The sequence below is a fragment of the Burkholderia mayonis genome, from assembly GCF_001523745.2.
GTDB classification, from domain to species: Bacteria; Pseudomonadota; Gammaproteobacteria; order Burkholderiales; family Burkholderiaceae; genus Burkholderia; species Burkholderia mayonis.
The window spans coordinates 449,087-463,653 of record NZ_CP013386.1 but is presented as its reverse complement, the minus strand read 5'-3'; the positions used below and the strand labels follow the sequence as shown (position 1 = coordinate 463,653).

The window sequence follows — 14,567 nt, the reverse complement described above, 5'->3', positions numbered from 1 at the left end:
TTATCAATGAATGACATGCAGTTCGTAGCGCGCGTCCGCGCGGTCGCGCTCGGCTTCGCGCGTGCAGAGGAACGCATCCCAGCCGAGCCGCGCGCCGCTGCCGAGGATGCTCGCGCCGACTTCGGCACGGCGCAGCACGAGCGACACTTCGTATTCGAGCGTGACGCCGGCGAGCAGCGTCAACATCCGCTCGAGCGCGACCGCACGCTCCTCGCCGGGCAAAAACGCCTCGTAGTCGCGCTTCGACAGCGGCCCGACGACGAGCCGCGCGCGCATGTCGCGCTGCCACACGCGTTCGCCGACGAGCGCCGTCGCGCCGAGCGTCACGTTCACGTCGCCGAGCACGCTCAGTTGATCGGGCGGCACGTCGTACCACTTGCCGACGAACTGCTCGATGCGGATCGGCACGCGGAAATACTCGGACAGCGTGCGCTGCAAATAGGCGGCCGACACCGGCCGGTGCCGCGCGGCGAGCGCATAGCCCGCGATCGCTTCGTCGAGCAGCGCGCCGCGGCCTTCCTGCACGGTCGAGCGCGCGTCGTCGTTCGCGACGCCCGCGAGCGCGAGCAACAGCGGCAGATAGCGCTCGTCGCGGTCGAGCTCGTAATGCAGCGGCAGCCGATACTTCTTCCACGCCGCGTAGAACAGCGCGGTCGCGCGGTTCGAGAATACGTCGAAGAACGCGCGCGCCGCGTGATCGCGCTTCAGGTGCTCGCGCGCGATGATCTGCTCGGTGTAATGGAGCGGCAACGCGCCCTGGCCGCCCAGCAGGCCGAAGAACGCGGGTGTCAGCTCGACGCGCGACAGCGCGCCCGCGTCGACCGCCGCGTTGCGCTGCGGCGCGTCCTTCAGCGCGTCGCCCGCTTCGCCGTACGACTGCGCGCGCTCGATTTCGCTCGGCGGAAAACCGAGCGACAACGTGTTTCTGAAGCCGATCCGCCGCGCGACGATCTCGCCCGGCCGGCTCGCTGCATAGCGTTGCGGATGGCGCTTCGCGAACCAGGTCTCGAGCAGCCGCACCGCCTGAAAGAACTCGAAGCGATGCGGCTCGTCGAGCAGCCGCTCGACTACGCCAGGATCGATTCGCCGCTGCGCGGTTTGCATCGCATGATCTCCTCGCCGGTGCGCTTCGACACGACGATCAGTTGAACAAAGCTGTTGAGGTGCACGTAAAGCCCGAAGAACGCGTCGATCATCCGCACGAACGTCGCGAGGCTCGAGCCGACGAAATGCTCGTCGTCGATCGTGAGCCGGATCTCGACGCCGCGCACGAACGTCGCGAACGGCTTGCCGGGCAGCCACTGCACGGCGCCCTTCTGCTCGATGCCGACGATCCCGTCGATGTGACGCGTCGACACCGCGGACCGTCTCAGATCGTACAGCACGAGCACTTCCTTCAGCGCGGTGAGCCCTTCTTCGGCGAGCGACACGTGATTGAGCGCGAGGTGCGACACGAGCCGCCAGTGCGCGGCGCGGCCGCGCTCGAAGCGCGCGCTCGGCGTCGGCCGGCGCAGCAGCGCGATCGGGCCGGATTGAGCGTCGCCTTCGATGAAGAGATCGCCGCCGTCGAGCCCCGTCGCGAGCGCGGCCGGCAGATCGCGATTCGTGCAGGTGAGATCGAGGCTCAACGTGTCGGTCTGCGACGCGCCCGCCTCGAAGTCGATGTCGACGACCGAAATCTCGGTCTCGTAGCCGGGGCTCTTGCGCGCGACGTCGTCGTCGCAACGCGCGAACCAATAGTGGCCGACCTGCCCTTCCTCGCCGTGATGCAGCGAATAGAACGGCCGGAATTCGATGACCGCCTCCCGATCGGCGCGCTGCCGCACGAGATGCACGGAATCGATCGAATACACCTCGTACGCGAACGCGCGGCGTGCGTCGGCGATCACCGGATACGACACCGCCTGGTGGCTGATCCGGATCGGCTCGCCGTGCTGCCGGAACAGGTTGACGACCGGCGTGCAGAACAGGCGAAAGTGGCTCGCGGTCAGCAGATCGAGCAGCCGCGCGACGTGCGAATCGCTGCGCACGTCGCGCAGGACGACGTGCAGCGTCAATTGCCGGCAATGGCCCGCGCGGCGCGTCAGCGCGGCCAGATCGAAGTCGACGAAGTTGAACTTGTCCGGGAATGCGAAGTATTCGGTCAGCAGCCGGTACGCCGGGTGCGAACGGGCCGGGTAGTCGATCAGCGCATCGGCGTCGTCGAAGCCCGCGTGCTCGAACGGCGCCTTGCCGAGCGCGATCCAGCGGCCGCTGCGATCGGGCTCGACGTAGAACGCGAGCGCGTGCGCGAACAGGCAATCGGCCAGCGCGGCGACGAACGACTGCTCGCCGTGCAGATGCGCGCGCAGCTTGCCGAGCTTCAGCGAGGCGAGATCGAGCTGCGGCGACGTCGATTCAAATGTGATCGAGATTACGCCCGTCGCGTTGCCGGGCAGCGCGGCCGAGCTCGGCGCCGCGGCGATCGAGCCGTAGCGCGCGTCGGCGAGCCGGACCGGCGCGAGCGTCACGTCGTACGCGGTGCGGAAACGGCACTGCACGCCGCGGATCGCGCGGCTCTTCAACTCGGTGCCGCGTTCGACGACCTGCGGTTCGGTCAATCGAGCGAACGACTCCGGCGCGCCGAACTGCGCGATCGAGCACGACGGAAACGGCCGCAAATAATGTGGATAGAGAACTTCGACGAGCGCTTCGGTGAATTCGGGATACTCATCGTCGAGCTTCTTGTTGATCCGCGCACCGAGGAGCGCGAACGATTCGATCATCCGCTCGACATGCGGATCCTCGCAATGCTCGCCCGTCTGCGACAGACGCGCGGCGATCTTCGGGTACCGGTTCGCGAATTCGAGCGAATAGCGCCGCAGAAACGACAGCTCGCGTTCGTAATACGGCAGCAACTCTTCCATCGACGATCCCCGAAACCTGATGCTCTCGTGCCGGGCTTCTCGTTGCCGCGCGGCGCCCGGCGGCTCACGCGATACGGCTCAAACCTTGGCGGCGCGCGCGCGCGTCACCGAATATTGCAACGTCGACGGCTGCAGCATCGCATCGAAGGTCACCGGCTCCTCGGCCGGATGCACGACAAGCAGCGCCTGGATCGCGAAGTAGAGCGCGTTCGTCGACTGCTCGTTCAGTTCGAACGCCACCGTCACCTGCTGCAGCCGCGGCTCATGCCGCGCGATCGCCTGCTGAATCGACTTGCAGATAAACGTGCGGTCGTAGTGGCTCGCGAGGCTCAGGCCGGCGAAATCGTTCAGCCCGTAAGTCAGCACCGAGCGCTGGCACTCCGGCAGCGCGGCGAGATCTTCGTCCGTCAGCGCGATGCGCGTGTTCAGGATCGCCTCGACGTCGCGCGCGACCGTGTTCTTCAGTTCTTCCAGCGACAATTGCCGCATTGCGGCGGGTGCCGGCACATGCGGTTCGTCGTCGAACAGCTTGTCGAGGAAGCTCGGTTCGAAGCGTTTCATCGGGCTCCACGCAAAACGGGAACGGGGCACGCGCCGTGCCCCGTTCCCGCGTCGAACTTAGACCGCGTAGGTCTTGTCGTTCTTCGTAAGGCTCCAGGCGCCCTGCGTGTTGCCGCCCTGGTTGCCGCCGATCTTCTGCTGCGTCTGCTTCCACTGGACCGCGGCATACTTCAGCGCGAATTGCTCGAGGGGCAGGCCTTCCTTCTGCACGCTCGGCGTCACGCTCGCGACGATCACGTACTTCAGCTTGATCTCGAGATATTTGACGCGCTGGCCGTCACCGTCCGAACGCATGAAATCGATCGTCACTTCGTCGAACGTCGTGCCGCCCGACGCGTGCTGGTACAGCAGCGGGCTCGCCATATCGATTTCTTTCGTGAACACCATGTCGCCGTGCTCGCAACGCTCCGACGTATGGCCGCCCGAGGTCGACGCGGTCGCCGAACGCGGCTGGATGATCGAATGGTCCCAGGATTTCAGCTCGATCCAACCATCATGGTCCTTGTCCGCGGACTCGCCCTTGACGGCAGGATTACCGAACTTCAAGTACATGTCTAACATGGCCTACGACTCCCCAAAGAGGTGGTTTTAACGTCCTACCCGGGCGGCCCGCCCGGGCGATCTCAACTCGCTTATGAATTTGCCGGTTTGGGCAGATCAGCGACAAGGCGCAGAGAAATCGACAGCTCATCGAGCTGGAAGTGCGGGCGCAGGAACGCGACCGAACGATACGCACCCGGCTTGCCGGGAATCTCTGACACTTGTACGGAGGCTTCGCGCAGCGGGAACTGCGCTTTCTGTTCCTGAGTCGCGTTGTCGTCCAGCAACACGTACTGCGAAATCCAGCGATTGAGGAACGTTTCGACGTTCTGCGCGGACGCGAAACTGCCGATCTTGTCGCGCATCATCGCCTTCAGGTAATGCGCGATGCGCGATACCGAGAAGATGTACTGCAACTGCGCGGACAGGACGGCGTTCGCATTGGCGCTGTCGGTGCTGTATTTCTTCGGTTTCTGCACCGACTGCGCGGCGAAAAACGCGGCGTAGTCTGAATTCTTGCAATGCACGAGCGGGATGAAGCCGAGGTCGCTCAGCTCCTTCTCGCGGCGATCGGTGATCGCGATCTCGGTCGGGCACTTGAGCGCGATTTCGCCGTCGTCGGTCTTGAACGTGTGGGTCGGCAGATCCTCGACGAGGCCGCCGCCTTCGACGCCGCGGATCGCCGCGCACCAGCCGAAATCGTCGAACGCGGCCGTCAGACGCGCGGCGAACGCCCACGACGCGTTGCACCACAGGTATTTATTGTGATCGGTGCCGTCGACGTCCTCGACGAAGTTGAAGTTCTCCGCGATCGCGCCGTCCTTCGGATTGAACGGCAGGCGGCCGAGGAAGCGCGGCAGCGTGAGGCCGACGTAGCGCGAATCTTCGGAATCGCGGAACGACTTCCACTTCGCGTATTCGACGGTGTCGAACACCTTGCCGAGGTCGCGCGGCTTGCCGAGATCCGCGAACGACTCGAGGCCGAGCAGCTCGGGCGCGGCCGATGCGACGAACGGCGCGTGCGCGGCCGCCGCGACGTGCGACATCTGCTCGATGAAGTACAGGTCCTCCGGCTGGCGCGAGATCTCGTAATCACCGACCAGCACGCCGAACGGCGAGCCGCCGAACGTGCCGAATTCTTCTTCGTACACCTTCTTGAAGAGCGCGCTCTGGTCGAACTCGGACGCGTTCTTGAAATCGCGCACGAGATCGCGCTTCGGCGCGTGCAGCGCCTTGATCTTGATCGTCGATCCGGTGTTGCTTTCCTTCACCAGGTAGTCGAGCCCGCGCCACGTGCTCTCGAGACGCTGGAACTCGGCCGCGTGCATCACGGCCGAGAGCTGCGACGAGATCAGGCGATCGAGCTCCGCGACGCGCGCGTCGATCGTCGCCGACAGGTTGTCCGACACGACCACCGTGCCGTCGAGCACCTGATTGACGAGTTCGCCGATCAGATCCTTCGCGCGCGCATGCTCGGATTCGGATTTCGCGACCTTGCTCTTCTCGACGATGTCGTCGAGCAGCGAGGATTCCGTGCCGGCCTGAGCGCCGGTCGATTGGGCCGCAGCCGTTTGCTGGTTCATTTCGCCACCCCGTTACTCATTCGCCCTGCTTGTCGCCGCCGTCGGCGCTTTTCTTCAGCGCGTCCAACTGCTGCGTGTTCGACAGCACTTCGCTCAGCAGGTCTTCGAGCTTGTCGTTGCCGGCCAGTTTGTTGCGCAGATCGGCGAGCTTCGAGCGCGCCTCGAGCAGACGCCTGAGCGGCTCGACCTGCTCGACGACTTCGTCCGGATTGAAATCGTTGATCGAACGGAACTTCAGATCGACCGCGAACTTGCCGCCCGCTTCGCTCAGGCGGTTCTCCACCTGGAACGCGGCGCGCGGCTCGATCGCCTTCATCACGTCGTCGAAGTTGTCGCGATCGATGTTGACGAACTTGCGGTCGCGCAGCTTCGACTGCTCGACTTCCGACTGCCCGGCCAGATCGCCGACGACCCCGACGACGAACGGCAGTTCCTTGATCTCGATCGCGTCGCCCCGTTCGACCTCGTACGTCAGTTGGACGCGGGGCGGCCGCACTTTCTGCAAGCGCTTTTGAATGCTTTCTTTCTTCGCCATCGACGGCTCCCGATTAGTGTGTGGATCGCGCGCGGCTTAACGCAGCGCGCTGAACGGATCGCCGCCTGACGCCTTCGCGGGTGCCGGCGCGGGTGCCGGCGTCACAGGCGCGGCGGGGGCAACCGGCGCCGCAGGGGCGGCCGCCGTGCTGTTTTCGGCGGGCGCGGCCTCGTGCACGGGCGGCTTCGCGCGACGCACGATGCGGCGCTTCTTCACGACGGGCTTCGTCTGCTGCTCGGGCGGGAACAGCGCGGCTTCGCCGAGCGTGTCGCGCAGCTGCTTCGCGAGCGCCTGCGCATCCGACTTCGCGTCGCCCGCGAGCGACGAATCCTGACGCAGCTCGCCGAGCGATTCGGTCGCGATGCGCAGGCCCGCGACGGCAAGCACGCTCTTCGCCTGACGGTCGGTCTTGTCGCGCTGCAGCGCCTCCTGAGCGGCGACGATCGCCTGACCGTAGTGGCCCTGCTGAAACTGGATCTGCGCGATTCGCGACCACGGCTCTTCGCGTGTCGGATCGGATTTCGCAAGTTGCTGATAAAGGCCGATCGCGCGGTCCTGATCGCCTGCCTTCGCCACCGCGTCGGCGTCGGCCAACGACTTGTTGAATGCTTCGGACGTGGGCGGAGTCGGCTGCGATGCGCAACCGGCGATGATGCCGCAGGCCAACACTACCCCAGAAAGTTTTGCGAAGAGACGGTCTTTCATCGTTTATTTCCCCGGCGCGGGCGTTTTAAATCGTTGAGAATTCGTGATTTTGCTTTGCTACAAGCGCGCGGGTATAGTACCGATCAATTTTTCATAATTCAATCTTCGCGTGAAGAGCGGCCGTTTTAAAAGCAGCGCAGCGCGCCGCCCGACGCGGCCGCGCACGCCCGGGGAATCACGCGTGTACCGCTCCCAATGCAATTATTGCCGCAAAGGAATTTGATTTCGCCCAATTTGTGGAAATTTTTTCCGAATACAACGATACGGACGGCGATCTGTTCAGCAATTGAAGACGCAGACGTTTTTGTGCGGCCAAATCGGCCAAGCAACTGATAGTTTTGACAGGGAGCAAAGGGCGCCGCGCCCGGAAAATCGATGAATCCGCATGTGACTCGTTACGCGCTGCCGCTTGCCGCCTGCATCCTGCTCGGCGGCTGCGCGGCCGCCGTGCCGCTCCTCGGCTCGGCGGGCAGCGCCGCGCTGCAGATGGTGGGCGTCGGCAAGCCCGACGTGCCCGATTCGCAGAAGCCGCCGCGCAACGTCGGCCTGACGCTCTACGCCGCGCCGAACCTCAACGCCGCGAACGACAATCGCCCGCTCGCGCTCGTCGTGCGTCTCTACGCGCTGAAGGATCCGACGTCGTTCCAGCAAGCGCCGTTCGACAGCTTCACCGATCCGGCCAAGGAAAAGACCGCGCTCGGCAACGATCTCCTGAGCGTGCGCGAGATTACGCTGATTCCGGGACAGCGCTACAACGCGACCGAAAAGGTATCGCGCGAAGCGCAGGCATTCGGCATCGTCGCGCTTTTTCGCGACCCGGCGCTGCAGCGCTGGAAGCTGACGTTCGATCCTGCGAAGTCCGAGAAATCCGGCATAATCATCGGCCTGCACAACTGCGCGATGACTGTGACGGACGGCACCGTCCTTCCTTCGCAACAGGGCATGCCGACGGAGCGGCTCGATTTGCTCTCGTCGGTGAACTGCGGATGAAATTCGAGATGACATTTAAAAGTCATTTAACAAGGATTAACGATTCGCTTGCCAATCGCGACGCGAATAAACCGACCAACGGCCTAATCACATTTAAGCGGATTTAACATGAGTTATTCGGCCAAGGTGCTCTGGGGAGAAGGCCTCTTTCTGAGGCCGCAGCACTTTCAGCGGCAGGACGCGTATCACGAAGCGCGCCTCTTCGAATCGATTCAGACGATCCAGCCGTACAACTGGGGCGTGCGTTCGGTGCGGTTCGATCGCGATGCGCTCGGCAGCAACGTGTTGCGCGCAAGCGAACTGTCGCTCGTGTTCCCGGACGGCGCGCTCTACTCCGCGCCGCAGGCCGACGAACTGCCGCCGCCCATCGCGCTCGACACGCTGCCCGACGGCATCAACGAATTCACGTTCTACCTCGCGCTGCATCCGCTGCGCGAGACGGGCTCGAACTACGCGGAAAACCGCGACGGGGGCTTCGTGTCGCGCTTCGTCAGCGAGCAGGCGAGCGTCGCCGACCACTTCACCGACGCCGCCGACGCCGACATCACGTTCCTGAAGACCAACGTCAAGCTGATCGCGCACAGCGAGCCGCGCGATCAGTTGCTGTCGATCCCGCTCGTGCGCGTGCGCCGCACCGCGACGTCCGGCTTCGAGATCGACGACAGCTTCGTGCCGCCGTGCCTCGCAATCGAGGCGTCGCCGATCCTGCATCAGCGCCTGCGCCAGCTGATCGACGCGCTGCAGGCGAAGGTGAACGCGCTGTACGGCTTCCATCGCGAGCCGACGAAGAACATCATCGAATTCCGCTCGGGCGACATCGCATCGTTCTGGCTGCTGCACACGGCGAGCGCCGCGTTCGCCGCGCTCGCGCACCTGCACCAGCATTCGGCGCTGCATCCGGAGCGGCTGTTCCAGGAACTGCTGCGCCTCGCCGGCCAGCTGATGACATTCTCGAAGGGCCACGTGCTCGCCGATCTGCCCGCTTATCGGCATGACGATCCGGGCCCCGGCTTCGCGCGCCTCGACACGATCCTGCGCGACCTGCTCGAGACCGTGATCTCGACGCGCTACTTCGCGATCACGCTCGAGGAAGTGCGGCCGTCGTTCCATGTCGGACGGCTCGATTCCGGCAAGATCGACGACAAGACCGCGTTCTATCTCGCGGTGTCTGCCGACATGCCTTCCGTCGAGCTCGTCGAGGCCGTGCCCGCGCGCTTCAAAGTCGGCGCACCGGACGACGTCGACAAGCTCGTGCTGTCCGCGATGCCGGGCGTGCGGCTCGCATACACGCCGCAGGTGCCGCCCGCGATTCCCGTGCGCCCGGGCGCATGCTACTTCGCACTCGATGCGCGCAGCCCGCTCTATGAGCGGATGCTGCAGGCCCAGTCGGCGATGATCTACGCGCCGTCCGGAATCAACGATCTCAAATTCGAACTGATCGCCGTCACGTCATGAGTTACGCGCCTTCCCTTTTCGGCGACAACACGCCGCCCCCCGCGCCGCAAACGGCGTCGTCGACCGACGCCGGCTTCCAGGCGCGCTCGCTCGTCGATCTGCTGTACGACGGCTTCTTCATGCTGTTCCTGCTGAAGAACGGCCGCGAGCCGGGCGATGCATCGGAGTTCGGCACACGCATCCAGGAATTCTTGAGCGAGTTCGAGCGCGGCGCGAAGAAGCTCAACATCGCCGCCGAGGACGTCTATGCGGCGAAGTTCGCGTTTTGCGCGGCGATCGACGAATCGGTGCTGTCGTCGCAGTTCAAGATCCGCGCGGACTGGGAGCGCCGGCCGCTGCAGCTCGTGCTGTTCGGCGAGCAGCTCGCGGGCGAGAAGTTCTATCAGTATCTCGAAGAATGCCGCGCGCAAGGCGCAGCGCGGCTGCAGTCGCTCGAGGTGTTCCACATGTGCCTGTTGCTCGGCTTCCAGGGCAAGTATCTGCTCGAAGGGCCGGAGAAGCTCGCGTATCTGACCGCGCGGCTCGGCGACGAGATCGCGCACATGAAGGGTAAGCGCGCGCCGTTCGCGCCGCATTGGCCGCTGCCGGATCAGATCTCGCATCGGCTCAAGCGCGAGGTGCCGCTGTGGGCGATCGGGGCGGTGTTCGCGCTCGTCGGGCTGCTTGCTTACGCCGGGCTCAATACGTATCTGCGCAATAGCACCGTGAAGGCGTTGGCGCCTTATTCGCAGGTCATCAAGGTCGGGCCAGAGTCGGCTAATTTGACGATTTCGTTGCCTTGAGGGGAGCCCGGCTGAATGCCGGGCTTTTTATTTCGACCGATGCGATAGTCGCGGGGGGTTATCGATCTGGATGCACACACCGTTTGTGGCGAAAAATCACCAAGTCCATGTCGTGCGGGAGGGTGCTAACGATCCGGATAGTCTTCAAACTCCCATGCGCCAATTCGGCATAGCTTGGACGAGATCAAACCGATTCACATTCGGAAGTATCTGGACTGGCGAAAGGAGTCACCCGTTGCTGCCAACCGGGAGATCGCGTTGTTTTCGCACATCTTCAACAAGGCGAGGGAATGGGGTGCTACCGACCGCTCAAATCCTTGTGTCGGTGTTCGTAAGCACAGGGAATCGGGAAGAGATGGCTATATTGATGACGCCGCATACCGGAAGCTGTGGGAAAAGGCCGACGTGCCTCTACGCGAGGCAATGGACCTAGCCTATCTTACGGGCCAGCGGCCGGCCGACGTTTTGAAGCTGGACGAGCGCCACATCAGGGACGGCGTTTTGGAGGTTCGGCAGAACAAAACTCGTGCAAAGCTCAGGATCGAGATCGTCGGTCAACTTGCCTCGGCGATCAATCGCATCGCATCGCGGAAGTCTGGGCTAAAATTGCACTCGACCAAGCTCATCGTCGATGAGTCGGGAAACCCGCTTGCTCGAAACTCGCCTATTACCTCTCGCCAAGGCCGCGTGCCTCGATTGCGCCGCCCTGTCGCTGGAGGCGAACTCACATCCGCCGCATCCCCTGGCAACTTCTCCGTTTCCTGCATGAACGTCCTCCCGTCATCGCAATGGGAGAATCGTCGGCCATCAGCGACGTTCGCTCAATAACGGGGATTCTCGGGCGGATACTTCGCAACGGCCTGTGGTATGAAGTCAGCCGCAAGTTCGTCGATGAGATTGGCACATACTTCAAGCGGCTCGACGCCGAGCCGGCGAAGATGCCCGTTTATCAACATGCCAACGAGGGGCTATACAACGAGAGCGTCGTGAAGGAGAACGCCGGATTCGAGCTGCTCGACAAGAAAAACATCTCGTTCGGCAACGGCTACGACAAGATCGAGTTTTGCGACCTCGTGCGCGACGGGCGTGATCTCATCCACGTGAAGCTCTACCGGAGCTCGGCCACGCTCAGCCACCTCTTCGCACAGGGGAGCGTGTCCGCCGAGACCTTCATGCGCCACGAGGACTTCCGGGTCAAGCTTAACGAGAAGCTCCCCGCCGGCATGAAGCTTGATGACCCTCTCCAGCGTCCGAAGGCCGAGAACCGCCAGCGAGGCGTACCCGCTTGACGTGCGCCATATACGGACAACGGCGTCAGGTAACGGGCAACGCTCCGGCAACCACCTTCTCGACCGAGTGCGGCAAACCTTGGAACAAGGACTCGCGGAAGAAGCTTTTCACGGATGCAGTCAGAGCCGCTCAGCTTCCCGCTTCTGTCCACGGCACATTGGCGCGGTGGACGATGGGCCAGATCAGCGCCTTCTCCGGGTTGAGTTTGGGATAGTGGTTAGCCATCCGTCGACTCTAGTTCCGTTGCCGGCCCGCTGTAGGTCAGCGCAATATTTTCCTGTACCGGCTGCGACAGTACGCGGCTAAGCAACTGATCGGTTGCGACGCCTTCATAGCGAGTCGCCAGTGTGTTACGCAGTTTCAACAAACGAGCATTGGCGGTATCAACCAGCGAACCGAACGTGGCCGCCCGGACGCGACCATATTCCGGGTTGCCGAACTTCATCTCACGCTCGACTCCCGCCGCAATTTTCTGCCCGACGACCCATGCGCAGATGTAGGGCGCGCCGGACATGGCGCCCGACTGCGAGATATCCTGCACGTAGCCGCCCGCCTGATTGATATCCTTGCGAGTAAGCTGGAAGCCGCCTTTCTTCAACTCAATGACCAAAATCCGCTCCATTCGCGTGATCGTTGCGTCGGCAGGGTCAAAGCACTCGATACCCGTCATCTGCCATGTGGCCTGTTCCGGCAGCACCACGATGTCCGGACGGTTCCGATCGTTGATAAAGTGCGCCTGACTGCCTTTGAACAGCTCGCTGGCTACTGTCTTCAGCGTGGCGTTCGAACAGTATTCCTCCGACTCAAACTCCGGGCCGAACAGCCAGCGCGAGCGCAGGATCAATGGATGCAGTGTGTGTAGTTCATCGGTGGCAGGATCGCTCGCCAGACGTTGGATGGTTTCGATCACGCCTATACGGCTATCGATTTCATCAAGCACGCGCAAGGCATCCTTGACTGACCATTCGGCCAGAAGCCGGTCCAGACCATCAAGGTCATCCGCCTGCAACGTTGAAAGTTTTTGCAGCAATGCCGTACCGCTCTTTGACTTCTCAAGATGAATGACTGCCTTGACCGCTGTGGCGAGGAATTCCGGCGATACGGTCGGATGCGCCTGCGCCACTGCCTTCGTGAACTCGGCCACCTCCAGCCGCGCCCCCTGCCCCAGCCCCGCCAGCTCAGTCCGGTTCTGCGTCAGTGCATCCTCCGACGTCGCATCAACAATCTCTTCGGCGAGCCCCTGCGCGACCTTGCCGATATGCTCGGCGGTGGCGCGATATAACTCGCGTACGGCGTCGGTGGATCGAAATGCGGTCCAGTCCTGCTCCACGTCTGCTTCGTACCCTTCCGTATCGACGATCACCTTGTAGCGGCGGGCAAACCGGGTACGCCCATCGAATGTCGCCTGTCCCACCGACCATGATGGAGTACCCACGAGCCGTCGCTGCACCCAGAATGCAATACCCTGATGCAGCGAAGAATGATTGAGCCGCGTCGAGTCGATCACAATGATCGTGGCACGGTGGTCATTACCAAGATCAAGCGTTTCCTCGCTTACACGACCTTCGATCTCAGCGAAGGAACGCTGCACGCCATTGACCCGGATTTCGAACTCTGGATCATGGACAAAACGTGCCGCCAGCACCGTCAGGATTTCCTCGGCGTCAGGCAATTTACGGGTCACCCGTACAGCCAGCCGCGTACCACTACCCTTTCGACGGCCCGGGATTTCGCTACGAAGCACAAAAGGACTGGGACCTGATTCTGTGCCGACAATGAAACTCGCCAGATCACCGTCGCGCCAAGTTTGGACTTCGTACTCGTCTGCGAAACACAGCAGCCCATGCCGACCGACGCCGTTGCGTCCGTAAGCCCGGCGTGGGCGTGCAGTGCGCCCCGCCGGAAACTCGACATTCGGACCCTGATGCTTCTCACGGTTATAGCGCAGCGTCATCCAGCGTTTCTTGAACTGCGCGGGCGTCATGCCATGACCATTGTCCGTGACGGTCAACGTTTCACCGATCGCTGCGGGCAAAATCAGATCCACCTTCGTTGCACCTGCATCCCATGCATTCGCCACGAGTTCGGTCAGCGCCACCTGCGGGACGTGTGCCACCTGACCCAACTCGCGCAGCAGGTAATCATCCTCAAACAGTGCAGCCTGGGACGGTATATCTGGCATCGGCGGATTCCTCGGTGAGCGCATCAGGTCGGGCGGGTTGTCCGGCAGACCAAGCTTGAATCGATTGGTCGATCGGAATGCTACGCGCGGTTGTCATTGTAGGCAGGTTCTACCATCCCATCGAAATCGCTACGAGGGAACGGGTTACCACCAGAACGATGGAGGCGTCGCGCCGGCTGTAGACTTCCGGTCGCCCATCGGCGTCCACTTGATGAGTGAGGTTGCTGTAGCTTCCAGGCCAGGGCTTCAGTTGGCCGCATTGGATTCGGATCGACAGACCGCAATGAATCCAGCGTCGCGACAGCAATCGTCACGCATTAATACACCCAGTGCTCGTGCCGTACTGGCAATCGGTTCACCTCGTCGCGAATCTGCCGCCACTGCGGCATGAACCGATCCATCAACGACTGGAACCGCGCGTTATGGGTCGGCTCGATCAGGTGCAGCAGTTCATGCAGGAGGATGTATTCCAGACAATCTGATGGCTTGCGAGCCAAGTCCGTATTCAGGCGGATGTTGCCCGACACCGGATTGCAGCTTCCCCACTGCGTTTTCATGTGCTGCACGAGGACGCGGTGGGCTTTTACGCCCAGAAGCGGCTCCCATTTTTTCAGCAACGCGGGCACGGCAGCACGAAGCTGGTCCCGGTACCAGGCGTCAAGCAATTCGCAGCGACGGCTCGCGTCACTGCCGGGGCGTATGCTGAGTTCGAGCGTGGAATGCTTCAGCCGCACGGCGGGTGCCGAGTCTGCCTCTACGATGCGCAACAGGTAACGCTTACCCCAAACGTAGTGACTCTCCCGGTCCAAATATTCACGGGACGTCTCCCTTTCCTGCGAAAGCAGTTTGCGCTGCTGTCGCCTGATCCAGTCCAGCCGGGTGATCGCATACACGCGGATGATGTCGGGCGTCATGTGCAGGGGCGCAGAAATCCGCACACGACCGTCTGGCGGATACACGCTCAGATGGACATGCTTGATTTCCTTCCTGATCACATCGACCTGAAGATCGCCCAGGTCGATGCTATTACGCAACTCC

Annotated in this window: 14 protein-coding genes; 5 read left to right on the top strand and 9 right to left on the bottom strand. The window is 62.7% G+C overall.

Features of this window, described 5'->3' with window-relative positions:
- Positions 1-3: 3 nt before the first annotated feature.
- From tssG to WS70_RS02380, 7 genes are all read right to left on the bottom strand, one after another.
- Positions 4-1,104 (bottom strand): type VI secretion system baseplate subunit TssG, encoded by a 1,101-nt coding sequence (gene tssG / locus WS70_RS02410; protein ID WP_059473106.1) that lies wholly within the window; start codon positions 1,102-1,104, stop codon positions 4-6.
- Positions 1,068-2,906 (bottom strand): type VI secretion system baseplate subunit TssF, encoded by a 1,839-nt coding sequence (gene tssF / locus WS70_RS02405; RefSeq protein WP_059598335.1) that lies wholly within the window; start codon positions 2,904-2,906, stop codon positions 1,068-1,070. Before tssF ends, tssG begins: the two co-directional genes overlap by 37 nt.
- Before the next feature lie 78 nt (positions 2,907-2,984).
- Positions 2,985-3,467: a type VI secretion system baseplate subunit TssE gene (gene tssE / locus WS70_RS02400; RefSeq protein WP_059598336.1), complete on the bottom strand. Its 483-nt coding sequence runs from the start codon at positions 3,465-3,467 to the stop codon at positions 2,985-2,987.
- Between the two features lie 57 nt (positions 3,468-3,524).
- Positions 3,525-4,028, bottom strand: coding sequence for an Hcp family type VI secretion system effector (locus WS70_RS02395; protein WP_059473103.1), 504 nt, complete (start codon positions 4,026-4,028; stop codon positions 3,525-3,527).
- 71 nt (positions 4,029-4,099) lie between these two features.
- Positions 4,100-5,590, bottom strand: a complete 1,491-nt coding sequence (tssC, locus tag WS70_RS02390; RefSeq protein ID WP_059473102.1) for a type VI secretion system contractile sheath large subunit — start codon at positions 5,588-5,590, stop codon at positions 4,100-4,102.
- Positions 5,591-5,606: 16 nt separating this feature from the next.
- Positions 5,607-6,125 (bottom strand): type VI secretion system contractile sheath small subunit, encoded by a 519-nt coding sequence (gene tssB / locus WS70_RS02385; protein WP_059598337.1) that lies wholly within the window; start codon positions 6,123-6,125, stop codon positions 5,607-5,609.
- A gap of 36 nt (positions 6,126-6,161) precedes the next feature.
- Positions 6,162-6,830 carry a tetratricopeptide repeat protein gene (locus tag WS70_RS02380; protein ID WP_059598338.1) on the bottom strand — a complete coding sequence of 223 codons (669 nt, stop codon included), beginning with the start codon at positions 6,828-6,830 and terminating at the stop codon, positions 6,162-6,164.
- A 375-nt stretch (positions 6,831-7,205) separates the two neighbouring features.
- Here WS70_RS02380 and tssJ point away from each other — a divergent pair, with 375 nt between their 5' ends.
- From tssJ to WS70_RS02355, 5 genes are all read left to right on the top strand, one after another.
- Positions 7,206-7,820, top strand: a complete 615-nt coding sequence (gene tssJ, locus WS70_RS02375; RefSeq protein ID WP_059473099.1) for a type VI secretion system lipoprotein TssJ — start codon at positions 7,206-7,208, stop codon at positions 7,818-7,820.
- A gap of 108 nt (positions 7,821-7,928) precedes the next feature.
- Complete coding sequence (gene tssK, locus WS70_RS02370) at positions 7,929-9,275, top strand: type VI secretion system baseplate subunit TssK (RefSeq protein ID WP_059473098.1); 1,347 nt, start codon at positions 7,929-7,931, stop codon at positions 9,273-9,275.
- The gene (gene icmH / locus WS70_RS02365) at positions 9,272-10,057 is read left to right on the top strand and encodes a type IVB secretion system protein IcmH/DotU (protein ID WP_059473097.1); all 786 of its coding nucleotides are present in this window, start codon (positions 9,272-9,274) and stop codon (positions 10,055-10,057) included. Before tssK ends, icmH begins: the two co-directional genes overlap by 4 nt.
- A 174-nt stretch (positions 10,058-10,231) precedes the next feature.
- A complete protein-coding gene (locus WS70_RS02360) occupies positions 10,232-10,885 on the top strand; it encodes a tyrosine-type recombinase/integrase (RefSeq protein ID WP_226382802.1) in 654 nt (217 codons plus the stop codon).
- Entirely contained in the window at positions 10,846-11,346 is a 501-nt protein-coding gene (locus tag WS70_RS02355; RefSeq protein WP_059473096.1) for a TIGR04141 family sporadically distributed protein, read from the top strand. Before WS70_RS02360 ends, WS70_RS02355 begins: the two co-directional genes overlap by 40 nt.
- Positions 11,347-11,564: 218 nt before the next feature.
- Here the strand turns inward: WS70_RS02355 and WS70_RS02345 are convergent, their stop codons facing one another.
- The gene (locus tag WS70_RS02345; protein WP_082722425.1) at positions 11,565-13,529 is read right to left on the bottom strand and encodes an ATP-binding protein; all 1,965 of its coding nucleotides are present in this window, start codon (positions 13,527-13,529) and stop codon (positions 11,565-11,567) included.
- Between the two features lie 317 nt (positions 13,530-13,846).
- Positions 13,847-14,563 carry a M48 family metallopeptidase gene (locus tag WS70_RS02340; RefSeq protein WP_418230147.1) on the bottom strand — a complete coding sequence of 239 codons (717 nt, stop codon included), beginning with the start codon at positions 14,561-14,563 and terminating at the stop codon, positions 13,847-13,849.
- Between the last annotated feature and the right edge of the window lie 4 nt (positions 14,564-14,567).

Bases quoted from the DNA above. Each gene is read 5' to 3' on its own strand.
- tssG (WP_059473106.1), bottom strand. From the start codon at position 1,104: ATGCAAACCGCGCAGCGGCGAATCGATCCTGGCGTAGTCGAGCGGCTG.
- tssF (WP_059598335.1), bottom strand. From the start codon at position 2,906: ATGGAAGAGTTGCTGCCGTATTACGAACGCGAGCTGTCGTTTCTGCGG.
- tssE (WP_059598336.1), bottom strand. From the start codon at position 3,467: ATGAAACGCTTCGAACCGAGCTTCCTCGACAAGCTGTTCGACGACGAA.
- WS70_RS02395 (WP_059473103.1), bottom strand. From the start codon at position 4,028: ATGTTAGACATGTACTTGAAGTTCGGTAATCCTGCCGTCAAGGGCGAG.
- tssC (WP_059473102.1), bottom strand. From the start codon at position 5,590: ATGAACCAGCAAACGGCTGCGGCCCAATCGACCGGCGCTCAGGCCGGC.
- tssB (WP_059598337.1), bottom strand. From the start codon at position 6,125: ATGGCGAAGAAAGAAAGCATTCAAAAGCGCTTGCAGAAAGTGCGGCCG.
- WS70_RS02380 (WP_059598338.1), bottom strand. From the start codon at position 6,830: ATGAAAGACCGTCTCTTCGCAAAACTTTCTGGGGTAGTGTTGGCCTGC.
- tssJ (WP_059473099.1), top strand. From the start codon at position 7,206: ATGAATCCGCATGTGACTCGTTACGCGCTGCCGCTTGCCGCCTGCATC.
- tssK (WP_059473098.1), top strand. From the start codon at position 7,929: ATGAGTTATTCGGCCAAGGTGCTCTGGGGAGAAGGCCTCTTTCTGAGG.
- icmH (WP_059473097.1), top strand. From the start codon at position 9,272: ATGAGTTACGCGCCTTCCCTTTTCGGCGACAACACGCCGCCCCCCGCG.
- WS70_RS02355 (WP_059473096.1), top strand. From the start codon at position 10,846: ATGGGAGAATCGTCGGCCATCAGCGACGTTCGCTCAATAACGGGGATT.
- WS70_RS02345 (WP_082722425.1), bottom strand. From the start codon at position 13,529: ATGCCAGATATACCGTCCCAGGCTGCACTGTTTGAGGATGATTACCTG.